Origin of the sequence: Paenibacillus ihumii, assembly GCF_001403875.1 — a bacterium.
Taxonomy (GTDB): domain Bacteria; phylum Bacillota; class Bacilli; order Paenibacillales; family Paenibacillaceae; genus Fontibacillus; species Fontibacillus ihumii.
The window spans coordinates 1,242,092-1,265,833 of sequence record NZ_LN884299.1 but is presented as its reverse complement, the minus strand read 5'-3'; the positions used below and the strand labels follow the sequence as shown (position 1 = coordinate 1,265,833).

Below are 23,742 nucleotides of genomic sequence, written 5' to 3'. Positions count from 1 at the left end.
AAACGCGGACATTCGCGGCCTTATGTCCCGGCCAAGTTGTTAATTTACATTATAGCATACCGGCGGTCGTGATTAAGCACGAAACAAGAATGTATGTTCTGTCTATTTTAAACTGCAAAGCCCTCGTAATACAACAAGACTTCTGATTCGATCAGAAGTCTTGTCTGAAGAATAACCCATCATACCGCGCACTTTCTCAAGACACGGTCCTATGCTCCAAAACGCGGCAAATGTTGGAGCATGCAAATTCCCTTTATTTTAACTGGCTGAAGCCGATCAATACGTCTTTGTTCGCACTTCGAAGATCGCGAATTTCAAGTAATGCCCCTCGTTGACGCCAAGGATTTGCGGATGGTCCTTCCCCGCGGCCCGCCATTCGATCAGCCTGAGGATTTTGCCCGCGTCCATCGCCGCATCTTGGATCGTCTGCAGGAACAGCTCCGGCTTCATATGGTAGGAGCAGCTGGCGGTTACCAGATAGCCGCCCTCGTTAACCAGCTTCAGTCCATGCAAATTAATGTCTTTGTAGCCTCTGCACGCTCCTTTGACCGCCCCCTTCGTCTTAGCGAAGGCCGGCGGATCGAGAATGACGACGTCCCAGGTCCGCCCCCCGCCGGCCGTCATGGGAAGCGAGGTGTCTGCCTTGCCGCCATCGGCCGAACGCTCGCGCCGTTCGTCCAGCCCCTTGACCTGGCTGCGCAGGTATTCGAAAGCATCGGCAACGACGAATTCGACCCGATCCTCGAAACCGTTCAGTCTGACGTTCTCCCGGGCGCTTTGAATCGCATGCTCTGAAATATCGAGGCAGGTTACTTTTTTGGCGCCATATTTGCAGGCATGCAGTGTAAAGCTTCCCGTATGGGAGAAGCATTCCAGCACGGTCGCTCCGTCCCAATACGGGAAAGTGACCTCCTTGCCCTTCCGGTTGACCGGAGCCGTGCGCATGCCTCCACCCTCGGCCGGAAGCTGCTGCAGCGTAATGCCGCTTCGCTCCCCCCAGCCCGTCATCAAAGGCTCGATCGAGGCGCGGTTCTCGCGCTGATCGAAGAAGTAGCCCGTCTTCTGCCCCTGCCAAATATCAACTTGGATCAGCAAGCCGTTCTCCGTAACGGTTACATGGCGCGGAGGATTGCCGTAAAGCGGCCCCTTCACCTCTTCCAGGCCTTCCATGGCACGGACGGATACGTCGCTGCGTTCGTAAATGCCAGCTGGCTGAAGAATGGACACCAGGGCTTCCACGATGCTATCGCGGCAGCGGTCCATTCCCAGTGTAAGCAGCTGCACGACGAGTACGTCGCCGAACCGGTCCACGATGAGCCCCGGCAAGAAGTCGGCCTCTCCGTAGACGAGCCGGTAAGCATCCTCATGTACGAATCTTCTGCGATGCTTGAGGCACTGTTCAAAACGCTGAATAAAAAAGGAGACATCCATCGCCTCCAGCGGTTGATAGGAGACGACGCGAACTGTTATTTGCGAAGCGGGATTATAGTAGCCCGTTGCCAGGAACTTGCCTCTCCAGTCAAGCACGGCTACCAGACTGCCCGGCTCCGGCTTGCCCTCCGTTTTCTCGATTTCATTGCTGTAAATCCAGGGATGCCCCTGTTCCAGCCGCTTCTTGCGGCCGCGTTGCAGTATGACTGATGGCATGTTGAACCACTCCTCTTATTCTAATAGCGTCTCCCGCCCGCCGCCGGATTCACGCCTCCCCAGATAAGGCGGCCAGGCTTCTCCTTAGGGCATGAGAGCCGCAAGCATCGCATATATGTAACTTGTACAGCTTTAATCTGAGGAGGGAGCTCATGTTTCACGAAATTGTGTTCCCGGCGACATTCGGCTTTGCCCTGTTTCTGCTTGGCATGAAAATTATGGAGTCTGCGCTGCAGGCCTGGGCCGGGCCAAGGCTGATCGGCCTGCTGCAAGCCTCGACGCGTACGCCGTGGACGGGCATGCTGTCGAGCACCCTGGTCACGGCTGTGCTGCAGAGCAGTACGGCGATAACCGTCATGACGATCGGGCTTGTCAATGCGGGGCTCCTGTCATATGGCCGCACGCTTGGCATTATCCTCGGGGGCAATATCGGAACCTGCTTGACTACGGAGCTGATCGCTCTAAATATCTCGCGCCTTGGCACTCCGCTGCTGATCGGTTCCCTGGCGATATGGGCCGCCGCCGTGCTCGGCGAAGAGATCCTGCCCCAGCGCCGAAGCGGCGCTGGTTGGACGCATCTGTTGAGACCGCTCCAGTTCGGGGCGCTCGCCGTATTCGGCTTCAGCCTTATTATGATCGCAATTAGGTGGATGCAGTCGATCGGGCCGGCCCTGGAGGAGCGCGGCGTTATCGCCTGGCTGCTGCATCACGCGGCTGACAGCCTTCTATGGGGAGCTGCCGCCGGAGCGATTCTCACTGCGCTTATCCATAGCAGTGCGGCTGTTATTGCCATGACGATGGGGCTTGTGGCCATGGGAACACTCCCTGCCGAGTTCGGGATCGCCACGGTCATCGGCTCCAATGTAGGCACATGCATTACGCCGCTGATCGCTTCGGTCGGCAGCACCCGGTCAGGCCGCTTCGTCGCCTGGTCCCATGTGCTCCTGAACGTCCTGGGCGCGCTGCTGTTCCTGCCGTTGATTCCCTGGCTCGGGACGGCCGCTGCCTGGCTGAGCAGCGATCCCGGAGCTCAAATCGCGCATACGCAGACGATTTTTAATGTCGTTTGTTCTTTGCTGGCGCTCCCCTTCTGCTACTTGCCCGTATGGTCGAGATGGGATGGCCCCGGGCGCCGTCCGCCGCAATATTCCGCGCCGGCAGCTGCGGTATCCTCTGCTAAATGGCGTGATTAGACGTGAACGTCCAGCAGTTTAAGCGCTTTTTCCAAAATAAAATCATTATTGTCATAACCGGCATTGCACTGTCTTTCCCATGCGACTTCGGGATCATACCAGGCAACGCTGCGGATCTCCTCCGTCTGCGGCCTCAGGATACCGCCCTCGCTCTCGACAAGATAGTAATGGACTTCCTTTTGGATATCCCCTTGCTGCGGATGATGATAGGTATAGGCAATAATATCGATGAGCCTTACGATCCGGCCGATAATGCCGGTTTCTTCCTTTATTTCGCGTAGCGCGGTCTGTTCGATCGTCTCACTATTTTCCCTTTTCCCTTTGGGAAATGAGATTTTGCCGTATCGGTCCGTAATGAGCTGTATTTGCAATTGCCCCGCTTCCCTGCGGTAGACAATGCCTCCTGCGGATATTTGCTTGGACGGCATACTTGATCCCTCCTTATATTGAGCTTCATTCCTGCAAAACGGGCTCTCGCTTGGTCATCACCGGGTGAACACCCAAAATGGACAACAAGGACTTCACCCCGGGGTGAAATCCTTGAAGGTCCTTATGATATTGAAGCTGCGACGGCTAGGCGGCCTTCCCTAAGCCAGCGCTTTGGACGTATCCTCCAAAATGCGCACGAGCTGCCCTTCGCAGGTATTCACGCCTGCCTCCGTCAGCTTGACCCGGCACACCTTGCCAGTCAAATCCCCCGGTGCCGCAAAGCGGATCTGCAAATAGTTATCGCTGAACCCGGTTGCGCAGCCCTCGCCCGACAATCCCTTCTCATCCTTCTCCGGAATAACGTCAAGCACCTGGCCGACAAACTTCTGGGCATAAGCGAGCTGCATCGTTTCCGAAAGGTCGATCAGCTCGTGGACCCGCGCGTGCTTCACTTCCTCATCCACCTGATCCTCCATCCGGGCAGCCGGCGTGCCGGTCCGTTTGGAATAAGGGAACACATGCATCTCGGAGAAGCCGATGCGTTTAATCGCCTCGAAGCCCTCGCGGAACAGCTCGTCGGTCTCTCCCGGAAAGCCGACGATGATATCGGTCGTAATCGCCACGTCCGGCATAAAGGCGCGGATCATTTTAATTTTATGCTCGAACTCTTCGATGGTATATTTCCGTCTCATGCGCTTAAGTACTTCATTGCTGCCCGCCTGGAGCGGAATATGGAAATGGCGGCACATTTTGCTGGACCCCTTCAGCACTTCCAGCATCTTCTCGTCGATTTGGCTAGCTTCGATCGAGCTGATCCGTACGCGCTCAAGGCCTTCGACCTTGTCCAGCTCCCAGAGCAAATCGGATAAACGGTAATTTTCAAGGTCATCTCCATACCCGCCGGTATGGATGCCAGTCAATACGATTTCCTTGTACCCCGCGGCAACCAGCTGCTTCGCCTGATTTACGACGCTTTGCGGATCACGGCTGCGGGATAGCCCCCGCGACCATGGAATGATGCAGAAGGTGCAGAAATTATTGCAGCCCTCCTGAATTTTAAGGAAGGCGCGGGTCCGATCCGCGAAGTCGGGAACGTCAAGCTCTTCAAAATCCCGAGTCTTCATAATGTTGCGCACCGCGTTAATCGGCTGGCGCTGCTCCTGCAGCTGCCCAATGAGCGGCATGATCTTGTCCCTGTCCTGGGTGCCGATGACAAGATCAACTCCCGGAATGTCCAGGATTTCAGCAGGCGAGGTCTGGGCATAGCAGCCCGTCACCGCGATGATCGCCTCCGGATTGCGGCGAATCGCCCGGCGAATAATTTGCCGCGATTTCTTATCGCCTGTATTGGTAACCGTGCAGGTATTTATCAAATATACATCGGCGGTCTGTTCAAAATCGACCTGCTCGTAGCCTTCATTTTTGAAAAGCTGCCATATGGCTTCTGTATCATAGAAGTTAACCTTGCAGCCCAAGGTGTAAAAAGCGACGGATGGCATTGTTCAAATCTCCCCCATTTCTCCGGTTTCATACATGATGCAGGTTAGAGCGGCCATGCCGGCCGTCTCCGTTCTTAATATTCTGCGGCCTAGCCCCACGGATACGGCACCTGCCGCCTCTAATTGCGTAATCTCCTGCTCGGTAAACCCGCCCTCGGGCCCGACGGCGACCAATATCCGCACTTCCGTTCCGCGGCCCAGCCGCTCCGCAAAAGGCTTCAGCACGTCCCGCAGCTGCTGGCCGTGCTCCTTCTCGTAACATACGCAGGCGAGGTCATATTCAGGCAGCTTCGCAAGCAGTCCCTTCCAAGCGACCGGCGGTTCGATTGCGGGTATTTTGCTGCGATGAGCCTGCTCGGCCGCCTCTTTGGCGATTTTACGCCAGCGCACCGTACGCTTCTCCTCTTTGCGCGGATCGTATTGCACCACCGTCCGCTCAGACATAAAAGGCAGGAAGGAGGCGGCGCCGATCTCTGTGCATTTCTGGATCACGAGCTCCATTTTATCGCCTTTCGGCAGGCTTTGGGCTATCGTAACCTGGGCGCGAGGCTCGCCGGATGCTTCGAGCTGTTCAATAATGCGGGCGGTCACCTCATGCGCTTCGATCTCCGTGATCTCGACGAGCGCCTCCCTGGCAATCCCATCGCTGACAATCAGCTTATCTTCAGGCTTGGAGCGCATCACTTTGCCGATATGGCGGGCGTCCTCGCCGGTTATGCTCACCGTCTTGTCCCCAAATTGTGCGGGATCAATAAAATAGCGCTGCATTTATCATCAACCTCACCTTAATCACCAAAGAACATCATACAACTTTTGAATTATGGATTCCAGTGTTTATTACCCGAAAAAAACAGCCGGTTCTACCTGCCAAACAGCATAAGAAAGAAATTGGCGAATTGGAAGAAAATCGTTCTGGCTCCCGTGTAGAGAGGCTCAATGGTCACATTGCGGAGCGGCGGGAGAATCAGAATGAGTAAAAAGATAAAGATGGACCATTGCTCGAACTGCTTCAATCTGAATCTGACCCGGTCAGGTACGATGTCCTCCAGCAGCCGGTAACCGTCAAGCGGAGGCAGCGGCACCAGGTTAAATAGGAAAAGGAAAAAGTTCATGACACAGAAAATGGTGAAAAATTTATGCACGGCATCGAGCAGAATCTCATTTGTTATCATGTCAATGATGCCGAAACTGGAAAGCGCGACATAAATCATCGTTCCTAGAAAGCCGAGCAGCAAATTGCTGAGCGGCCCTGCCGCGCTGACGACGATGCCCATTTGACGGGGCTTCTCAAAATTGTCCCGGTTGACAGGAACCGGCCTAGCCCAGCCGAATCCTGCAAGCAGAAGCAGAATGACCCCGAGCAGATCGAAGTGGACGGCCGGATTCAGCGTAACACGCCCCTGCAGCCTTGCCGTCGGATCCCCGAACTTGTTGGCAAAATAAGCATGGGAAAATTCATGCACGGTAAAAGCAATGATCAGCGTAATCAGGAAATACGGCAGCTGATCCAAAGGAATACGCAATATTTGATTTAAAAAATCCATGAACAGCTACCTCTTTCTAGCCACGAAAGCGACCCAATCTTCTTCCCGGGCAGTCTCCGCGATCTCAAATCCCGCGGCAAGCAGCGCTTCCTCCACGGCTTGTTCTTTGTTCTTGTATATTCCCGAAGCGATATAATAGCCACCCGGCTGCAGCGCCTGGTAGACATCATCAATAAATAAGAGAATGATTTCCGCCAGAATGTTGGCGACGACAACGCGAACGGGGAGTGCAACGTTAAGCTCGGCACCAGTCTCCTGCTTCAATACAGACAGCAGGTCGCTTTCTACGACGGTAATCTGATTCTCCAGCTTGTTCAGCCTTGTATTCTCAAGCGCGCTGGATACCGCGACCGGATCCAGATCCAGCGCAAGCACCCGGGAAGCACCCAGCTTGGCTGCCCCTATCGCGAGTATGCCGGAGCCTGTCCCGACGTCGATGACTTCATCCCCCGGCCGGATAACGCCTTCCAGCGTACGCAGGCACAGCGATGTCGTCGGATGCGTCCCGGTTCCGAAGGCCATGCCCGGATCGAGCTCGATGATTCTCTCTTCCTCCGATTGTGGAGCGTATTCTTCCCATGTCGGCTTGATCGTCAATCTCTCGGACACCCGGATCGGCTTGAAATACTGCTTCCAATTGTTCGCCCAATCGTCCTCGCTGACATCCTTCACAACGATGTCCGCGCGGCCCGCATCAATATCAAATTCGGCCAGCTCTGCGATTCGCTCCTCCACTGAAGCAATGACCGCTTCCACGTTCGTGCCCTCCGGGAAATAACCGCTGATCCTTGCTTCCCCCTGAGGAATATCATTGGGCGGTATTTCAAACCATTGTCCCAAGGAAGTATCTCTAGGCTTGTTGTTATCTACGTACTCTTCAATGGTTACGCCCCCGGCTCCCTCTTCATGCAAGAAGTTGGTTATCATCTCTACTGCTTCTTCCGTTGTATGTATGGTTATTTCCTTCCAAATCATGTTGATTTATCCTCCTCGGTTCATACGCATACCTTTTATTGTACTATATAATATCCGGGGAAACAAAAAGCCGCTTATGCAAGCGGCTATAGTCCGATCGCGCTGGATTTGGAGGCTTGCGCGACCTCATCGGCGCTGACTTCGCGCCCCAGTCGTTGAGATAGATAAATCCCCTCGCTGATCAGCATCGTGTTCAGCGCAATTTCCGCAGTGGGCAATAGCGGGACCTGCCCCTTCAGGGCGGATATCCAGTGATGCTGGGACGATGCGTAGGCATCCGGATAGGGACTCAGCATCCGCTGGCGCCAGTCGGCGCGCTCCAGGTTGACCGTACAATCCATGTCCAGGTCAGCGATGGTCGTATGGTAGCTGAAACCGTTCGCTTCCCTGTCCGATACGGCTCCAGACAGCCGGATTCCGCCCTCCGATCCGACGATCGAGCTGCCCTCCAGGCCTCCGAGCTGCAGCGCCCAGGACTCGATGATATCGAGCGTAATCCCGCCCTCAAGAAGAACGAAGCCTGCCGCCATCTCCTCGACATCGAAGCCGGACCGGGCCCTGCGCTCCTCATCCATGGCGATCTCCTGATAGGTTCGTCCCGTAATCCGCTCGGCCTTAGGATTGCCCATGAGATACAGCATGCGGGCAATGTGGTACACGCCCATATCATATAAAGCCCCGCCGCCGGCGGTCTCCTGCCTCGTAAATGCAGCAGTTCCGTAACCATCGACATATGGGCGGTTTCGGCGCCGAAAGCCTGTGGATCTGGCATGGTACAGCTTCCCAAGCTTGCCGGCATCTATGAGCTGCTTGGCTGCCCTCGTCTCTATGTCATACAAATGCGCAAGCTGAATATGCAGCATTTGGCCGCAGCGGCTGGCCGTCTCTAACATTCGCAAGCCGTCCGCGTAGGAGCCAGCGATCGGCTTCTCGCAGTACACATGCTTGCCAGCTTCGAGGGCCGCCGTCGTAACCGGCATATGATAGTTGTTATGCAGGCATACGTCGACCGCATCCAGCTCCTCCTGCTCCAGCATCTCCCGGTAATCTGCGTATACCTTGGCAATGCCGTGCTTGCCTGCAGCCCGGCGGGCCTCCTCCAGATTAATGTCGCATATCGCGATGACCGCAGCGCCTGGAATCTCCATATACTGTTCTAAATGCGCCTTTCCGATTTGTCCGGCGCCTACGATACCTATTCTAATCTTGTCCATCCTGCTTCCTCCTGTCCGTATGCTTTGAACTTATAAGGCCGGACAACAGCTGTCAATCCATTTTTCAGCGGTCAAATATATGGGATATGAAGCTGATTATATAATCCATAAAGTTCAATACATCTCTGGCAAAAAGAAAGAGCACAAGACCGGAAACCCTGTCTTCTGCTCTAATCCATACACGGGAGCATGCGCAGCTAACTGAGCTATTTATGCTCCCGAACCGCAGCACAGCGCGGATACTTCGTCAGCTAGAGGCGCTGCTGCTGCCGGCGATCCGCTCGCTCGCTGCGTTCCAATGCCTCCCAATCCTCCTGATCGGCCAGCTCTTCGGAAAATTCCACATCCTCATTATGACCGATGGATGCTTTGGAGATTTTACCGGCGTAAGCTCGTTTTGTCTCCTGTTTATGCTCGCTCATCTTCACGCTTCCCTCCTTCTGGTGCTTATCGGTTACATCATTCCGCCCAGCTCTTCAATAATCCGCAAAGCCTGGTGATGACTGGATTCGTCCACGACAACCGTAAGCAGAATGTCGTGGCCCGTCGGTCCGCCTTGTCCCCCATGGCTCATCCCGCTGGCCGCCGGATCGGCAGCCGACAGAATGCCTGCGGAACGGCTGGTGATTTCCGCGTCCTGGGTTATTGCCGCCAGGCTGGATACTTTGCCGGTGACCGGATTTAGCGGATCATAGCCCTCGCCGGGATATCTGCTGAAGCGATCGATGGATAAATCCACGACCCGAAGGGCCTGCAGCTTCCGGGCAGCGCCTTCCGCCTCTTCAGGACTTTTGAAATAAGCGAGTATATTTTTTTCAGCCATCTGTAAGCACCTGCCTTCCTTCGTCCTTCATCCTTCGGCATGCATTGAACCTGCTTCAAACGCAGTTTCTTAATACAATAGGATGCGGTATTGAATGGCACTTTATGCAAATGAATCAATTTCATAATGCTTAGTTACAAAATCGTAGACTAACCGAATTAAAGCATTTCCATTTTAAAAAAAACTATGCGGCTCGTTCTTGTAACTGACGGCTTAAACGATCACACGCTAACTTCATGCAATTGTAAACTAAAGTAACCAAGTTTAAATGAACCTTAGCTTTTTGACCTGTTCGATGTCTCACATTGTTCAGTTGGAAAAATTCTTTCAAGTAAGCATTCACTCTTTCCACTGCAGATCGTCTCTTAGCAATTTCTTTCCACTGCTTTGAGCCTCTGGCCGGAGCGGTATATTTTCTAAGATCCGTTGTAATCTTCATTTTATAGACCTTCTGGCAAAGTGAATCATGCGCTAATGGACAGCTTGCACATTCTTTCGGTCGAACATATTTGAGTATTTCATAGGTTGGATCGTAGCTGTCATAGCGATAAGAATGTTCCCTGACACAAGTGGGTGCGAAGTATTCGTCAAATCCAACAAGTTCTGGTTCCCGCCGACGATTATAAGCAATAACAGCATGTGCATCTGCTTCTCGAATTTGCTTGTATATGGCTTCATAATCATATCCAGCATCCATGGTTACGTACTTGATATTGAAATTCGGATGCTGTAATGCCATCCCTTTTAGGAGCGGAATGGCAGCTTTACCATCATTCAAGCTCCCAGAAGATAGCATTGCTCCAAGGATATATTGACTCTGCGATCCTACGGCAAGGTGACCTTTATAGCCATACCAAAAGACATTTTTGCCATCGCTATTCTTCTTGACTCCCCATTGCGGATCAAGAGGCATTTGATCTCGTAAAATGTTGAACGGCTCATGTAATTGGGCAGCGATTTCTTTCTCGAAGATTGGTTTTTGCTCCTCTTCTTCTTGTTTTTGTTTCAACCAAGCTTCGCGTTCAGCTTTCGCTTTTCGCCCACGCTTTTTGGGTTCTGGCTTTTCCTTTTCTTGCTTTGCAGGCGCCTGATCTCGAGCTTCGATATGGGTAGCATCAATAGCAACCGTATCGTCTGTAATAAATCCTTCGGCCATGGCATGTTCTAGTAGCTGCTGTTGCATCTCTTCTAGCGCATGGCTTTCGCTTATCTTACGCATTAATCGGGAGTAAGAAGAAGCCGATGGGATCGATTCTGACAGCATAAAGCCACAATCCAAGCGAAATAAGATGTCATGTTGAAGTCTCTTTATTAAATCTTTGATCGTAGGAATACGTTCTACGATTCGGATGATCAAGGAATAGACCATTGACCTATAATTCACTTCAATGGGCGCACCATAAAGAGATGTTTTTCTGACCAAACGTAGAATAGGTGCAATGTCAATCGTAGAAAAAACCTCACGAAAACGATCTTTTTGTTCCATTTCATAAAGTTCTTGCAGGGTAAATAAACTCTCGTGTCGAATATATGGCATAGGGAGTTCACCTCGTCTCATTAGTTTGGTTTGGTCACTATACTAATTCGAGATTTGGGGAGGTACTCCTTTTTCTATGCCTTAAAAACCAGTCGTGGCAAGGCTTTTGATTTATGAAATTGATTCAAATGATACTTTCTTTTAAAATTTGAAACTATTATCGGGACGTTTCGTATATACTCTTATATAAATACATTTTTAAATGGTAGGAGGGTTTACTTTAGGTATGTTCAAAAAAATGACGGTGCTCGTGATGGTATTCACTCTATTCTTCTCCTTCGCCTCTGCGGATTTCGCCGATGCGAGACGAGGCGGCGGCTTTAAATCCGGGCCTCGCAGCTACACGAATACGCCAAAGAAATCAAGCAACGTGAACAAGTCGGAAACGAACACGACCAACAAGTCCACGGCCACAACGAACGGAGCGAATAATACTAGAACGGGCTTCTTCGGCGGCGGCAGCTTCATGAAGGGCATGATGGTCGGCGGTTTGGCCGGCCTGCTGTTCGGCGGACTGTTCGGAGGCATGGGCTTCTTCGGCGAACTGCTTGGTTTGGCTGTTAACCTTTTTGCCATCTATCTGATCGTGATGATCGCCGTGGCCCTGTTCCGCAGATTCAAGAAGCCGCAGACCTCCCAAGGCCCGCGCAATGACGACTATGATCACCGCGGAGGAAGATTCTAACCTATGGTTCTAAGCATGGATGAGATCATCAACGCGATATGTCTCCATACCGCGGATCGTACCGGCTTGCGTCCTACCGATATTCAGGTGGAGCTGTGCTGGGATGAGGATACCGGTTATACCGGCGAGGTATGGGCTAACGGGCGAAGCCGCTACTTGATCGAGCTGAACATTATAGAAGCGATTATTCAGTACGTGTATAAGGAATACGGCATCCGGACATTCAAGGAAGATATTACCCTGGAACTGGACGAGGAGATTACGGCATCTATCCGGCAGTAATATGAACAGGCACCCCTGTCGTCTTAGACGATAAGGGTGCCTTTTTATTGGGATCACTTTTTTTCGGAAAAGAGGGGGATCGCCGGCTTAAATGGCTAGTTCACCATAGCTTCCCTTCAGGCCTTTGGGTTGGTCCCATCTGCTCGGCTTGCTCCCAGTAAGAAATTAAGCTGCTCAAGCAGGCTGCTCCCCCCGGTTAAAGAGATTGAGCCGATTCTGTCGCAAATCTTCTCCAGGAACTCCAGCTCCTTCAAGCGGTACAGCGTCTCGTTCTCGTCCATCAGCTTGGCCGTGTTAAGCAGGCTGCGGGTCGATGCGGTTTCCTCGCGGCGGGTGATGAGATTGGCTTGCGCTTTTTTCTCGGCCAGAAGAACAGTGTTCAAAATATCGCGGATGTCTCCCGGCAAAATGATATCCTTGACCCCTGCTGAGACGAAGCGAACACCGTATTCCTGCTCCTTCTCCTGCAATCGGGTCAGTACGAAATCCGCTATTTCCTGCTTCATTCTCAATAGATCATCGAGCTTCAAGCTTCCGATATACTCCCGCAGTATCAGCTGCAGCTGAATGTAAATCTGGTCCTCGAAGGACTTGATCCCCAGCACCCGGAGCGGCTCGGTTACTCTATATTGGCAAACAAAATTCAGCCGGAGCGTAACCTTGTCCTCGGTCATCATCTCTTGCCCCGTCATGTCCAGCTGCTGCTGGCGCAGGTCGATCTTCTGCACAGTTACCGCTGCAGGACCTCTCCAGAAGTAATATTTTCCGGGCGCAAGCTCTCTTTGCATGACGTGATTGTAGTACAGCACACCCGCTTCATGATCGGCCACCTCCAGCACATGATACCAGCCCGTCAGCTTCGGAATAATAACCGGATCAATCGCGGCCGGCAGTTCGGGATTGCGAATATCGACATGAATGAAGCTGTGCTTCTTCAGAACATTCCAAAAAGCATAGGTTCCCGGCCGGAGAAGCCCGCTGAACCGGCCGTCCTCGTAATGCAGCACGTACTCGTGGTCCATAACCTGAACGACCTCAAGCTCCTGCCTGAGCATGTCGTCATGCATGAACAGCTGCAGATCCTTGCCGTCCACCTCGAACGGCAGTGCAGTGTCAACCACAAGGATATGGCTTTCGGTAAACGGGGAGAGGCGGTATGTCCCCGGCTGCAGCATTTTTTCATAATTTCCCTGCTTAAACAGCAAGCCGCGCATTCCTTTATGTATTGTTACTTTTTTCAACATTTAATCTTCCTCCTCCTAGGCGGCTCACCGCCTTTATGACCTAATGCAGAGGCATCCTCCCTGCCGCATCAGCGGAGCCCTGCTTAAGAATTGCCTTCCGCCTGCTTCCCGCCGAAGCATCCCTGGACATTCCGCAAGATCGCTTGCCCTCTTCCGGTCTGTTCCGCTTCCCCTTCCCGGGACTGCATCCAGAGTGCAATTACGGTATCCGCAAGGCTGCAAAGCTTATGCCGCAGCGTGCGTAACTAGCCACCGAGGATCCCTCCATCAGGCCATCATCTGTAGCTTTGTCTCTCGATTAACAGTCGAGCGCTCTACCACTGAGCTAATCCTTCCATAAGGATAAGGGATTCGAACCCTTGCATTTGGAGATTTCATGCCTCTGACATTACAGCATGCCAAGCATAGATTTTATGCCTGCACTGCGGAATGATCGGACATCCTCGCCTGGGTAAAGCCAGCCGTGCATGATCTCATAGCTATCATCGCTTATTTCGGGAGGAACGAACATGGTGAAAGTATTACGAACCGGATTTTCTCTGCAAAAAGAAAAAACCGACGCCATGACGGCGTCGGTGCAATCGATACTCTGTGTCTATTCAGTTCACTTCGGCTTACGATGACAGCTGTACGCTGCCGATCAATCTCCGCGGAATGCCCGCTTCATTCGGTCAAAGAACGACTGTTCATTCTCATGGGTGTGCTCCCCGTCAAGCGCGGCGAACTGGCGCAGAAGATCCTTCTGCTCGTCGCTGAGCTTGCTTGGCGTCACAACGACCACCTTGATATGCTGATCACCCTGGCCGATGCCCCTCAGCCGCGGAACCCCTTTGCCCTTCAAGCGGAAATAAGTGCCTGTTTGCGTACCTGCCGGTACCTTCAGCTTCACCTTCTCCGTCAGCGTCGGGATTTCGATTTCATCCCCCAGTGCCGCCTGGGCAAAGGTCAACGGGATTTCGCAGTATATGTCATCGCCCTCGCGCTCGAAGAAATCATGAGGCTTCACGCGGATGACGATGTACAAATCTCCCGGCGGTCCGCCGCGCAAGCCGCCCTCCCCTTCGCCGCTCATCCGCAGCTGAGCGCCGTCATCCACTCCGGCTGGAATGCGGACGTGGATTTTACGCTGCTTCTTGACCTTGCCGCTGCCTTGGCAGGTCGGGCACTTGTCTTTGATGATTTGACCCTTCCCCGCACAGTTGCCGCAGGCCCGGCGGTTCACCATACGGCCGAACGGCGTGTTCTGAACGACCTCCTGCTGCCCTGTGCCGTGGCAGACGGAGCACGTCTCCGGCTTCGTTCCCGGCTTCGCCCCGGAGCCGAAGCATGTATCGCAGTTCTCCGTGCGAGGAATCGTAATGTCGCTCTCCTTGCCGAAGATGGCTTCCTTGAACTCGATCGTCATCGTATACTGCAAATCGTTCCCGCGCTGCGGCGCATTCGGATCGCGGCGGCCGCCGCCGCCGAAGAACATATCGAAAATATCGCCGAAGCCGCCGAAATCCGCGCCGGAAAATCCGCCGCCCATCCCCTGATTCGGATCGATATGGCCATACTGATCGTAGCGGGCGCGTTTCCCCGAATCGCTAAGGACATCATAAGCTTCTTTTACTTCTTTGAATTTATCCTCCGCATCCGGCGCCTTGTTGACGTCAGGGTGATACTGACGCGCCAGCTTGCGATAGGCTTTCTTGATCTCATCGTCTGTCGCGCTTTTGCCAACGCCCAGCACCTCATAATAATCGCGTTTTTCAGCCATCCTTCCACCCCCACTATTGCTATAGCTCTGCTCTCTCCTGAGCAAATCCCTTAATCCGGCAAAAGGAAAGTCAAAGCACGGAATGCCCCGCGCTTTGACCTTCCCGGTTCACCAAAGTGTGCAGCCTAACCAACCGCTGGCATGCAGCGATTAGTTCTGCTTCTTGTCTTCGTCAACGACCTCATATTCCGCGTCTACGACATTGTCTTTGCCTTGGCCTCCGGCAGCAGCGCCGTCGGCGCCTGCAGCTTGACCCGCTTGGGCGGCTCCTGCTTGCTCATACAGCTTCACGGAAAGCTGCTGTACAATCTCCGTCAGCTTCTCAGAAGCGGCTTTGATCTCGTCGATGTTATCGCCTTCGAGCGCCTTCTTCAGCTCGTCTTTAGCTGCATTCGCCTTCTCCGCCTCGGCAGCGTCGACTTTGTCGCCAAGATCTTTGATCGTTTTTTCTACGCTGTAAATGAGCTGGTCGCCGTTGTTTTTCGCTTCTACAAGCTCTTTGCGCTTCTTGTCTTCCTCTGCATGAAGCTCGGCGTCCTTCATCATTTTCTCTACTTCCTCGTCGCTCAAGCCGCTGGAAGAAGTGATTGTGATTTTCTGGCTCTTGCCGGTTCCTTTATCCGTTGCCGACACGTTAACGATCCCGTTGGCATCGATATCAAAGGTAACCTCAATTTGCGGTACACCGCGCGGTGCCGGTGGAATGTCGCCCAGCATAAAGCGACCCAGCGTTTTGTTGCCTGCCGCCATTTCGCGCTCCCCTTGCAGAACATGAATCTCAACGCTAGGCTGGTTATCTGCATAAGTAGAGAAGATTTGCGATTTGCTTGTTGGAATTGTCGTGTTGCGTTCGATCATTTTTGTGAATACGCCGCCTGCGGTTTCGATCCCGAGGGACAGCGGAGTAACGTCGAGCAATACCACGTCTTTAACGTCGCCTGTCAGAACGCCCGCTTGCACCGCAGCGCCAAGAGCAACAACTTCATCGGGATTAACGCCTTTATGCGGCTCTTTGCCGGTCAGTCTCTTGATCGCTTCTTGAACGGCAGGAATCCGCGTAGATCCGCCGACCAATACAACCTTGTCGATTTCCGCAGGAGTCAGGCCGGAGTCGCTGAGTGCACGGCGTGTCGGCTCAAGCGTCCGTTCTACGAGATGTGCGGACAACTCTTCGAATTTGGCGCGAGTCAGGTTCATCTCCAAGTGCTGAGGCACGCCGTCGGCTACCGTGATGAACGGAAGGGAAATCGTCGTCGTCAGGACGCCGGATAATTCCTTCTTCGCCTTCTCGGCAGCATCTTTAAGCCGCTGTACAGCCGCTTTGTCCTTGCTAAGATCGATACCTTGATCTTTCTTGAATTCAGCTACCAGATAGTCGATGATCACTTGGTCAAAGTCATCGCCGCCCAAGCTGTTGTCCCCGCTGGTTGCCTTAACTTCGAAGAAGCCGTCCCCAAGCTCCAGAATGGATACGTCAAACGTACCGCCGCCCAGGTCATATACAAGAATCGTTTGGTCTTCAGCTTTCTCCATGCCGTATGCAAGTGCCGCAGCCGTAGGCTCGTTCACGATACGCAGCACTTCAAGGCCCGCGATTTTACCTGCGTCCTTCGTCGCTTGGCGCTGGCTGTCATTGAAATAAGCCGGAACAGTAATAACCGCTTGGGTCACCGGTTGGCCAAGATAGGCTTCGGCATCGGATTTCAGCTTCTGCAGAATGATCGCCGAAATTTCCTGCGGCGTCATTTCTTTGCCGTCGATATTCTCCTTATGGTTCGTTCCCATATGTCTCTTGATCGAGATGATCGTGCGATCCGGATTCGTAATAGCCTGGCGTTTTGCCGTCTCGCCGACAACGCGCTCGCCGTCTTTCTTAAAGCCTACAACGGATGGCGTTGTGCGCGCGCCTTCCGGGTTAGGAATAACGACCGCCTCGCCGCCCTCCATAACGGCTACGCAAGAATTGGTGGTTCCTAAGTCAATACCGATTACTTTACTCATATAAGTAATGTCCTCCTTAATAGATTGTGCGTATGTGTGTACTTCATCATCTAACCGCTGACTTTAACCATCGCCGGACGAAGTACCTTGTCCTTCAACATATACCCTTTCTGTACCTCTTCGACTACGATGCCTTCTTCATGCTCATCCGACTCCACCTGCATAATCGCCTGATGAAATTCCGGATTGAACGGCTCGCCGACAGTCTCCATCGCTTTCAAGCCTTCGCTTCCCAGCACGCCCTCAAGCTGGCGGAAAATCATTTCCACGCCCTTGGCATAGGATGTGACATCCGTGCCCTGCTCGCCGCTGGCGATCGCTCGCTCGAAATTATCAATAACCGGCAGCAGCTCGGTGATCAGCTTCGCGGAAGCGTACTTCCCAAGCTCTTCCTTCTCTTTCTGGGTACGCCTGCGGAAGTTATCGAAGTCCGCCTGCGCTCTCAGCAGCTTCTGCTGCTGCTCTTCCAATTCAGCGCGAAGCGCCTCTACCTCTTTATTGCTCTCCTCAGCCGGGCTGGATTCGGCAGCCTGCTGCTCGCTCGCTGCTTGCTCCTCCGGCGTGTTATTCTCGTCGACTGTATTTTCTTGATTCAGGTTATCGCTCATTTCCAACTCTTCCTCTACATTCGTATTGATGTTGTCTTGAATCGGTTCCTGCTCCTTCAAGATGTTCACCTCCTTAACCTGCGGTTGCCAATGAATATCATGCTCATGATTAATGTAAGCGGGACAGGAATTCTGTTAAATCCTTGGATAGCATATCCAAAATCCGCATGACCCGGGCATACTCCATTCTCGTCGGCCCCAAAATGCCGATCGTGCCTACAGCGCCGCCATCAATGGCATAGGTCGCCGTAATCAGACTGCAGTTCGCAAAAGCCTCATGGTTGTTCTCGGTACCGATACGCACCTGAATGCCTGATCCCTTCGAAGCCGAGGTCATCATCTTCGTTAATGTCGGCGTCTCCTCCAGGAGGTCTAAAATGCTCTTCACCTTGTCGACGTCCCGAAACTCCGGCTGTGTCAGCATATTGGTGGTTCCGCTGAGGAACAGCCGCTGCCCTTCGGTCCCGTCGCTGTCGAGCGCTTCATCCAGCACCTTGATCAAATCCTCGAAATGGTCGATATGCCGCTGCATTTCCTGACCGATTTCGTTGTAAAGGGCGGATTTCAATTTATAAATCGGTACGCCGGCCAGCCTGTGATTAAGCAAATTGACGACCTTCTCGATTTCCGAAATGGATACGCCTGGCGGGATCGAGACCGTCTTGTTCTCTACCTGCCCCGTATTCGTCACAATAATCGCAACTGCCGCAGTATCGTTAAGCGGCAGCAGCTGAAAATGGCGAAGAGAAGTATGGAATACTTCGGGCCCAAGCAAAATAGAGGTATAGTTCGTCATATGCGACAAAATCGTGCCTGCATGCTGTATGACCTGCTCCGTCGCGTTCAGCTTCTCAGCAAAAAAGGACTTTATCGTTCCCAGCTCTTCCGGGGTCAGCAGGTTCAGCGGCATCATATGATCAACATAATATCGGTATCCTTTATTAGACGGAATACGGCCAGCTGAGGTATGAGGCTGCTCAAGAAATCCGAGCTCCTCCAAATCTGCCATTTCATTGCGAATCGTCGCCGGACTGTAGCCGACATCGCCCCGCTTTGAAATGCTTCGGGATCCCACCGGCTCCGCCGAACGAATATAATCATCTACAATGGCTGTCAAAATCATTCTTTGGCGTTCCGTTAACATGAAAATCCCTCCCAAATTAGATGTTTGACCGTACCGTTAGCACTCACTCATATCGAGTGCTAATCGCTAATACAAAAATACCAAACCGACAAGACGATTGTCAAGTCAGTTCAGTATCTTAAGCACTGCTATTTCGTCACAAGCATGCTGCTTCGGGCAGTGAATGCAGTCCGTCCAGACTTTCTCCGGAAAAATATCCTTCTCTACGACGGTAAATCCGTTTTTCAGAAAAAAAGAAACTTCATAAGTGAGCGCCATGACTTTAGGAATGCCGAGACTCTTCGCTTCCTCAACCAGCTGCGCCACAAGCAGAGAGCCGAGCCCGCGCCCTTTATACCCTTCCGCAATGCCCAGCGACCGGATTTCCACAAGCTCATCGCCAAGACGGCACAGGGATCCGCAGCCAACGACGAGACCGTCTACCTCGGTAACGACGAAGTCGTCGATCTGCCGGCTCAGCACCTCTCTTGAACGCGGCAGCATGATGCCCCGCTGGGCATATCCATCAATCATCTGAAATAGAGGCTCTACGTCCTCCAGCTTTGCTCTTCTGCATACAGCTACAGCAGGCATGCTTATCCCTCCTCGAATCCGGCACAATAATATGAATAAATATACAACAAAGCGTATATAAGTTCAATATATTATTTTCCGTCCAAGGCGCCTACAAACTCGGCGAATACCTCGTTGCCAAACAAGATCCCCTTCCGGCTCAACCGGTAGCCGCCTGCAGCCGTTCTCTCCAGCAGCCCGGCATTCAGCATTTTGCCTAGCTGCTCCCCGAACATATCTTCAAGCCGGACTCCGAACTGGCGCTGGAACCGGTCATCCGAAATCCCCTCCAGCACGCGTAGGCCAACCATGACGAAATCCTCCATCGCTTCCTCGCGGGGTACCTCAAAGCGCTCCAAAATCGGCCGCCCCTGCTGAGTTGCTTCATTATATGGGTTAACGCCCTTAATGTTGACATGGCGGCAGCGATTCACGTAACCGTGGGCGCCCGCGCCGAGCCCGTAATAATCCTCATTGCGCCAGTACGTGATATTATGGCGGCTCTCATAGCCGGGCTTCGCAAAATTACTGATCTCGTACTGCTTGTATCCGGCCTGCTCCATCCGCTCCATCAGCAGCAAGTACATTTTCAATTCATCCTCTTCCGCCGGAAGGGGGAGCTGATTCTTCTGATACAACGTATGGAATAGCGTGTTCTCCTCGACCTTGAGGCTGTAGATGGAATAATGCGGCAGGCCAAGCTCCAGTGCCCTGGACATGCTGTAATCCAGCATCTCCACCGTCTGATTCGGCAGGCCGAACATCAGATCGATCGACAGATTATCCAGCCCGGCTGCCATTGCATTCTCCAGGCTGCGGAATACGTCATCCGTATTATGAATTCGCCCGATGCCGCTCAGCAGCTCGTTCTGGAAGGCCTGCACGCCGAAGCTGACGCGATTGACGCCCCCGTCCTTCATCACGGCCAGCTTGTCGCGATCCGTTGTTCCAGGATTGGCCTCCATCGAGAATTCGATATCGGCCGCCCAATCGGGAAAATGGCGGCGAACAGAGGAGAGGAAGAACTCCATTTCATCCGGCTTGAGCACGGTCGGCGTACCGCCGCCAACGAAGATGCTCTTAATCTCTCCAGGCGGCGTCTCGCGCACCGTCAGCTCCATCTCCCGGTCAAGCGCCCGCAAATAATCCATCACCGGCTGATCCTTGAGGACGTACGAGTTGAAATCACAGTAGAAGCATTTATTCGTACAAAACGGGATATGGATATATACGGCTTGAGGAGCCGTGCTTGGACGATTGAAGGAATTCCTAGACTCCCTCCCGTCCAGTTTCAGTTGATGGTTCACGCTAATGCTCCTCCTTCTTGTTGGTTAATTTCGTCTGTAATTGCGAAATCCCATAGATGCATCCAACGATAGTACGGAAAAAGGAAAGCCGCTCGGCTTTCCTTGTCCATCCATGCAGGATGATCGATTAATTGTCGTCGATTTTCAGCACCGCCATGAACGCCTCCTGCGGCACCTCTACGTTACCTACCTGCTTCATGCGCTTCTTGCCTTCTTTTTGCTTCTCCAGCAATTTACGTTTCCGGGAGATGTCGCCGCCGTAACACTTCGCAAGCACGTTCTTGCGCATTGCCTTGACCGTCTCTCTCGCGACAATCTTCGTACCGATAGAGGCCTGGATCGGCACCTCGAACATTTGGCGCGGAATCAGCTCGCGCAGCTTCTCGCAAATCGCGCGGCCGCGATGGTAGGCCCGCTCCCTGTGAACGATGAAGGACAGCGCATCGACCTGCTCCCCGTTCAGAAGGATGTCCATTTTGACGAGATTCGACTGACGGTAGCCCGATAGCTCATAGTCGAAGGAAGCATAGCCCTTCGTGCTGGACTTGAGCTGGTCGAAGAAATCGTACACGATTTCGGATAGCGGAATCTGGTACGTGATCGTTACCCGCGTCGTATCCAGGTATTCCATGTTGATAAATTCCCCGCGCTTGCTCTGGCAAAGCTCCATGACCGTGCCCACGAAATCGTTCGGCACGATGATGGACGCTTTGACGTACGGCTCCTCCACGTGGTCGATCTTGCCGACCTCCGGATAGTTGGACGGGTTATCGATCGATATCGTCTCTCCGTTCGTCAGGGACACTTTATAAATAACGCTTGGCGCGGTCGTAATGAGCGGAATATTGAACTCCCGCTCGATGCGCTCCTGTATGACGTCCATATGCAGCAGGCCAAGGAATCCGCAGCGGAATCCGAAGCCGAGCGCACTGGAGGTCTCCGGCTCAAAGCTCAGCGAAGCATCGTTCAGCTGCAGCTTCTCCAGCGCTTCCCGCAAATCGTTGTAATCCGATGTGTCGATCGGGTACAGCCCGCAGAATACCATCGGATTGATTTTGCGGTATCCCGGCAGCGGCTCTGCCGTCGGGTTCTTCGCATCCGTGATCGTATCCCCGACGCGCGTGTCGCCCACCGTCTTGATACCGGCGACGATAAATCCGACGTCCCCGACGTTCAACTCGTCTACCATTGTCATCCGCGGCATGAATGCGCCGACCTCGATGACCTCGAACGTCTTGCCGGTCGCCATCATTTTGATCTTGGAGCCCGATTTGATGTGCCCGTTAATGACGCGGACATACACGATAACGCCTTTGTACGGATCATAATGCGAGTCGAAAATGAGCGCCTTCAGCGGCTCGTCGGGATCCCCCGCCGGCGCAGGCACCTTCTGCACAACCTGCTCAATGATCTCCCTAATGCCAATGCCGGCCTTCGCCGAAGCATGGACGGCCTCGCTCGCATCCAGACCGATGACGTCTTCGATCTCCTGCTTCACACGATCTGGATCGGCGCTCGGCAGATCGATCTTGTTGATCACCGGCAATATCTCAAGGTTGTTATCCAAAGCCAAGTATACATTAGCCAGCGTCTGCGCTTCGATTCCCTGCGCGGCATCGACGACCAGAAGAGCCCCTTCACAGGCGGCCAGGCTTCTGGATACCTCATACGTGAAGTCGACGTGTCCCGGCGTATCAATCAAATTAAGCACGTATTCTTCGCCATCGTCTGCACGGTAGGAGAGGCGTACGGCCTGAAGCTTAATCGTAATTCCACGTTCTCTCTCCAAATCCATCGTATCAAGTACCTGCTGCTGCATTTCCCGTGAGGTCAATGCCCCGGTATACTCCAAAATCCGGTCAGCCAACGTTGATTTGCCATGGTCGATATGCGCAATAATACAGAAATTCCGAATTTTTTGCTGCCTTGCTCTAATATCTGTCATTGTTACCCCCACCACAAATCCTTAGAAGTATAATCAATTTATTATATCAGGTATAAGAGTCATCATCAATGTCAGCCTTGGCGAGGCTTCAGAACTTGTAAACTTGTACATAAAGCTGCTTCTTAAGACTAATCCCTAAGGCTAGTACCTAAGGCCTGTGCACAAAGCTTAGGCACAAGCCTGGCGTTCAAGGCTGGTGCTCCGGCTGCCTCTGCAGCACGATGCCCCATTCGCCCAACAATAAAGAATGCCCCGGCGCAGGCTTCCTTATAACCTGCACTGGGACATTTCCTCTAGCTAAATTTTCTTCTATATAAATAAGAAGCTATTGGATCATTCAAACGGCTACAACTTCAAAAAAGCCCGCAAGGTACGATCTCCCAAATACGGCAAATACTCATGGCCATATTCGTGGTAAACCAGCAGTTCCTTCTCCGAGCGAATTTTGTTATAGACCGCAAATTGCGTGGACGGCGGACAGATCGTATCGGCCAGTCCGGTCACGAACAGCACCTTAGCCTTGATCCGGCTGGCCAGGTTCTGAATGTCGATATAACCAAGCTTCATGAAAATTTCTTCCTCCCGCAGGTGGTGAGGATCGAAGGACCGGAAATAATAATGCAGCTCTTCATAAGCCGAAGTCGTAATATCCCGTTCCCAGGCTCTTCGGTAGTCGCACAGGAACGGATATACCGGCACAGCGAGCTTGACCCTCGGCTCAAGCGCTGCGCAGGCTGTGGCGAGAGCCCCGCCCTGCGAGAGGCCGTGCACGCCGATGCGTTCAGGATCCACATGATCCATGCGCATAAGAATTCTGGCCGTCTGCACGGTGTCCAGAAAGACATTGCGGAAATACAGCTTGTCGGGATTCGGATCATCGATTCCCCGGATAATATGGCCGCGAAGCGTCGTCCCCTGCACCGTCAGGTTATCCTCGGACAGGCCGCCCTGGCCGCGGCAATCCATCGCCAGCACCGTAATGCCGTGAGCCGCATAGTTCACCTTATCCGCCCAGTCTCCGCTATCGCAGGAATAACCGTGAAACATCGCCACTGCAGGGCCTTTGCCCTCCAGCCGCTTCGGCTTGACATATTTGGCATGAATCCGCGCTCCGCCTGCGCCAGTGAAATAAAGATGATAGCAATCCGCAAGAGGAGTGGCAAAATCAGCGGGAACCAGCTCGTAGTCCAGCGGCTGCCCGTCGAGCTCCTGAAGCGCCCTCTCCCAGTAGGAATCAAAATCAGCCGGCCTTGGACTGCTGCCCTCATATTTTGTCAATTCCGCTAAAGTCATGTCGCTGCCCATTCATGCAACCTCCTAACAATAAGAGGATGGAATCAATCCTGTTTGAAGG

At 53.0% G+C, this 23,742-nt stretch carries 22 protein-coding genes; 3 read left to right on the top strand and 19 right to left on the bottom strand.

Annotated elements, in window-relative coordinates:
• Nucleotides 1-276: 276 nt before the first annotated feature.
• Complete coding sequence (locus BN2762_RS13135; RefSeq protein ID WP_055107413.1) at nucleotides 277-1,647, bottom strand: class I SAM-dependent rRNA methyltransferase; 1,371 nt, start codon at nucleotides 1,645-1,647, stop codon at nucleotides 277-279.
• A 152-nt stretch (nucleotides 1,648-1,799) separates the two neighbouring features.
• On the opposite strand from BN2762_RS13135, the gene BN2762_RS13130 reads away from it, so the two are divergent.
• On the top strand, nucleotides 1,800-2,840 hold the full coding sequence (locus tag BN2762_RS13130; protein ID WP_055107412.1) for a Na/Pi cotransporter family protein: 1,041 nt from the start codon (nucleotides 1,800-1,802) through the stop codon (nucleotides 2,838-2,840).
• Here BN2762_RS13130 and BN2762_RS13125 read toward each other — a convergent pair.
• The 9 genes from BN2762_RS13125 to BN2762_RS13090 all read right to left on the bottom strand — a co-directional run bounded on the left by BN2762_RS13125 (nucleotide 2,837) and on the right by BN2762_RS13090 (nucleotide 10,861).
• On the bottom strand, nucleotides 2,837-3,268 hold the full coding sequence (locus tag BN2762_RS13125; RefSeq protein WP_055107411.1) for an NUDIX hydrolase: 432 nt from the start codon (nucleotides 3,266-3,268) through the stop codon (nucleotides 2,837-2,839). The genes BN2762_RS13130 and BN2762_RS13125 overlap by 4 nt on opposite strands.
• Nucleotides 3,269-3,427: 159 nt before the next feature.
• A complete protein-coding gene (gene mtaB / locus BN2762_RS13120; RefSeq protein WP_055107410.1) occupies nucleotides 3,428-4,768 on the bottom strand; it encodes a tRNA (N(6)-L-threonylcarbamoyladenosine(37)-C(2))-methylthiotransferase MtaB in 1,341 nt (446 codons plus the stop codon).
• A 3-nt stretch (nucleotides 4,769-4,771) separates the two neighbouring features.
• Nucleotides 4,772-5,536, bottom strand: coding sequence for a 16S rRNA (uracil(1498)-N(3))-methyltransferase (locus BN2762_RS13115; RefSeq protein WP_055107409.1), 765 nt, complete (start codon nucleotides 5,534-5,536; stop codon nucleotides 4,772-4,774).
• Between the two features lie 92 nt (nucleotides 5,537-5,628).
• Nucleotides 5,629-6,312: a site-2 protease family protein gene (locus tag BN2762_RS13110; RefSeq protein WP_055107408.1), complete on the bottom strand. Its 684-nt coding sequence runs from the start codon at nucleotides 6,310-6,312 to the stop codon at nucleotides 5,629-5,631.
• 6 nt (nucleotides 6,313-6,318) lie between these two features.
• Nucleotides 6,319-7,287: a 50S ribosomal protein L11 methyltransferase gene (gene prmA / locus BN2762_RS13105; protein ID WP_055107407.1), complete on the bottom strand. Its 969-nt coding sequence runs from the start codon at nucleotides 7,285-7,287 to the stop codon at nucleotides 6,319-6,321.
• Between the two features lie 86 nt (nucleotides 7,288-7,373).
• On the bottom strand, nucleotides 7,374-8,501 hold the full coding sequence (locus BN2762_RS13100) for a Gfo/Idh/MocA family protein (protein ID WP_055107406.1): 1,128 nt from the start codon (nucleotides 8,499-8,501) through the stop codon (nucleotides 7,374-7,376).
• 251 nt (nucleotides 8,502-8,752) lie between these two features.
• The gene (locus BN2762_RS26105; protein WP_074048626.1) at nucleotides 8,753-8,923 is read right to left on the bottom strand and encodes a YfhD family protein; all 171 of its coding nucleotides are present in this window, start codon (nucleotides 8,921-8,923) and stop codon (nucleotides 8,753-8,755) included.
• A 32-nt stretch (nucleotides 8,924-8,955) separates the two neighbouring features.
• On the bottom strand, nucleotides 8,956-9,324 hold the full coding sequence (locus tag BN2762_RS13095) for a hypothetical protein (RefSeq protein WP_055107405.1): 369 nt from the start codon (nucleotides 9,322-9,324) through the stop codon (nucleotides 8,956-8,958).
• 184 nt (nucleotides 9,325-9,508) lie between these two features.
• Nucleotides 9,509-10,861 carry an IS1182 family transposase gene (locus tag BN2762_RS13090; RefSeq protein WP_055107404.1) on the bottom strand — a complete coding sequence of 451 codons (1,353 nt, stop codon included), beginning with the start codon at nucleotides 10,859-10,861 and terminating at the stop codon, nucleotides 9,509-9,511.
• 226 nt (nucleotides 10,862-11,087) lie between these two features.
• Between BN2762_RS13090 and BN2762_RS13085 the strand changes: the two genes are divergently transcribed.
• Entirely contained in the window at nucleotides 11,088-11,546 is a 459-nt protein-coding gene (locus BN2762_RS13085; protein WP_055107403.1) for a hypothetical protein, read from the top strand.
• Nucleotides 11,547-11,549: 3 nt separating this feature from the next.
• Nucleotides 11,550-11,828, top strand: a complete 279-nt coding sequence (locus BN2762_RS13080; RefSeq protein WP_055107402.1) for a YxcD family protein — start codon at nucleotides 11,550-11,552, stop codon at nucleotides 11,826-11,828.
• A gap of 116 nt (nucleotides 11,829-11,944) precedes the next feature.
• Here the strand turns inward: BN2762_RS13080 and BN2762_RS13075 are convergent, their stop codons facing one another.
• From BN2762_RS13075 to BN2762_RS13035, 9 genes are all read right to left on the bottom strand, one after another.
• The gene (locus BN2762_RS13075) at nucleotides 11,945-13,072 is read right to left on the bottom strand and encodes a slipin family protein (RefSeq protein ID WP_055107401.1); all 1,128 of its coding nucleotides are present in this window, start codon (nucleotides 13,070-13,072) and stop codon (nucleotides 11,945-11,947) included.
• 640 nt (nucleotides 13,073-13,712) lie between these two features.
• A complete protein-coding gene (gene dnaJ, locus BN2762_RS13070; RefSeq protein ID WP_055107400.1) occupies nucleotides 13,713-14,831 on the bottom strand; it encodes a molecular chaperone DnaJ in 1,119 nt (372 codons plus the stop codon).
• Nucleotides 14,832-14,981: 150 nt separating this feature from the next.
• Nucleotides 14,982-16,832 carry a molecular chaperone DnaK gene (gene dnaK / locus BN2762_RS13065; protein ID WP_055107399.1) on the bottom strand — a complete coding sequence of 617 codons (1,851 nt, stop codon included), beginning with the start codon at nucleotides 16,830-16,832 and terminating at the stop codon, nucleotides 14,982-14,984.
• A gap of 50 nt (nucleotides 16,833-16,882) precedes the next feature.
• Nucleotides 16,883-17,500, bottom strand: a complete 618-nt coding sequence (grpE, locus tag BN2762_RS13060; RefSeq protein ID WP_055107398.1) for a nucleotide exchange factor GrpE — start codon at nucleotides 17,498-17,500, stop codon at nucleotides 16,883-16,885.
• A 49-nt stretch (nucleotides 17,501-17,549) separates the two neighbouring features.
• The gene (gene hrcA, locus BN2762_RS13055; protein ID WP_055107397.1) at nucleotides 17,550-18,584 is read right to left on the bottom strand and encodes a heat-inducible transcriptional repressor HrcA; all 1,035 of its coding nucleotides are present in this window, start codon (nucleotides 18,582-18,584) and stop codon (nucleotides 17,550-17,552) included.
• Nucleotides 18,585-18,689: 105 nt separating this feature from the next.
• Complete coding sequence (locus tag BN2762_RS13050; RefSeq protein ID WP_055107396.1) at nucleotides 18,690-19,157, bottom strand: N-acetyltransferase; 468 nt, start codon at nucleotides 19,155-19,157, stop codon at nucleotides 18,690-18,692.
• 71 nt (nucleotides 19,158-19,228) lie between these two features.
• Nucleotides 19,229-20,425, bottom strand: a complete 1,197-nt coding sequence (gene hemW / locus BN2762_RS13045; RefSeq protein WP_055110011.1) for a radical SAM family heme chaperone HemW — start codon at nucleotides 20,423-20,425, stop codon at nucleotides 19,229-19,231.
• Between the two features lie 145 nt (nucleotides 20,426-20,570).
• Nucleotides 20,571-22,388 carry a translation elongation factor 4 gene (gene lepA, locus BN2762_RS13040; RefSeq protein WP_055107395.1) on the bottom strand — a complete coding sequence of 606 codons (1,818 nt, stop codon included), beginning with the start codon at nucleotides 22,386-22,388 and terminating at the stop codon, nucleotides 20,571-20,573.
• 345 nt (nucleotides 22,389-22,733) lie between these two features.
• A complete protein-coding gene (locus BN2762_RS13035; RefSeq protein ID WP_055107394.1) occupies nucleotides 22,734-23,693 on the bottom strand; it encodes an acetylxylan esterase in 960 nt (319 codons plus the stop codon).
• Nucleotides 23,694-23,742: the final 49 nt, after the last annotated feature.

What these genes read in the sequence shown, in the direction of transcription:
- BN2762_RS13135 (WP_055107413.1), bottom strand. Translation starts at nt 1,647, where the DNA reads ATGCCATCAGTCATACTGCAACGCGGCCGCAAGAAGCGGCTGGAACAG.
- BN2762_RS13130 (WP_055107412.1), top strand. Translation starts at nt 1,800, where the DNA reads ATGTTTCACGAAATTGTGTTCCCGGCGACATTCGGCTTTGCCCTGTTT.
- BN2762_RS13125 (WP_055107411.1), bottom strand. Translation starts at nt 3,268, where the DNA reads ATGCCGTCCAAGCAAATATCCGCAGGAGGCATTGTCTACCGCAGGGAA.
- mtaB (WP_055107410.1), bottom strand. Translation starts at nt 4,768, where the DNA reads ATGCCATCCGTCGCTTTTTACACCTTGGGCTGCAAGGTTAACTTCTAT.
- BN2762_RS13115 (WP_055107409.1), bottom strand. Translation starts at nt 5,536, where the DNA reads ATGCAGCGCTATTTTATTGATCCCGCACAATTTGGGGACAAGACGGTG.
- BN2762_RS13110 (WP_055107408.1), bottom strand. Translation starts at nt 6,312, where the DNA reads ATGGATTTTTTAAATCAAATATTGCGTATTCCTTTGGATCAGCTGCCG.
- prmA (WP_055107407.1), bottom strand. Translation starts at nt 7,287, where the DNA reads ATGATTTGGAAGGAAATAACCATACATACAACGGAAGAAGCAGTAGAG.
- BN2762_RS13100 (WP_055107406.1), bottom strand. Translation starts at nt 8,501, where the DNA reads ATGGACAAGATTAGAATAGGTATCGTAGGCGCCGGACAAATCGGAAAG.
- BN2762_RS26105 (WP_074048626.1), bottom strand. Translation starts at nt 8,923, where the DNA reads ATGAGCGAGCATAAACAGGAGACAAAACGAGCTTACGCCGGTAAAATC.
- BN2762_RS13095 (WP_055107405.1), bottom strand. Translation starts at nt 9,324, where the DNA reads ATGGCTGAAAAAAATATACTCGCTTATTTCAAAAGTCCTGAAGAGGCG.
- BN2762_RS13090 (WP_055107404.1), bottom strand. Translation starts at nt 10,861, where the DNA reads ATGCCATATATTCGACACGAGAGTTTATTTACCCTGCAAGAACTTTAT.
- BN2762_RS13085 (WP_055107403.1), top strand. Translation starts at nt 11,088, where the DNA reads ATGTTCAAAAAAATGACGGTGCTCGTGATGGTATTCACTCTATTCTTC.
- BN2762_RS13080 (WP_055107402.1), top strand. Translation starts at nt 11,550, where the DNA reads ATGGTTCTAAGCATGGATGAGATCATCAACGCGATATGTCTCCATACC.
- BN2762_RS13075 (WP_055107401.1), bottom strand. Translation starts at nt 13,072, where the DNA reads ATGTTGAAAAAAGTAACAATACATAAAGGAATGCGCGGCTTGCTGTTT.
- dnaJ (WP_055107400.1), bottom strand. Translation starts at nt 14,831, where the DNA reads ATGGCTGAAAAACGCGATTATTATGAGGTGCTGGGCGTTGGCAAAAGC.
- dnaK (WP_055107399.1), bottom strand. Translation starts at nt 16,832, where the DNA reads ATGAGTAAAGTAATCGGTATTGACTTAGGAACCACCAATTCTTGCGTA.
- hrcA (WP_055107397.1), bottom strand. Translation starts at nt 18,584, where the DNA reads ATGTTAACGGAACGCCAAAGAATGATTTTGACAGCCATTGTAGATGAT.
- BN2762_RS13050 (WP_055107396.1), bottom strand. Translation starts at nt 19,157, where the DNA reads ATGCCTGCTGTAGCTGTATGCAGAAGAGCAAAGCTGGAGGACGTAGAG.
- lepA (WP_055107395.1), bottom strand. Translation starts at nt 22,388, where the DNA reads ATGACAGATATTAGAGCAAGGCAGCAAAAAATTCGGAATTTCTGTATT.
- BN2762_RS13035 (WP_055107394.1), bottom strand. Translation starts at nt 23,693, where the DNA reads ATGGGCAGCGACATGACTTTAGCGGAATTGACAAAATATGAGGGCAGC.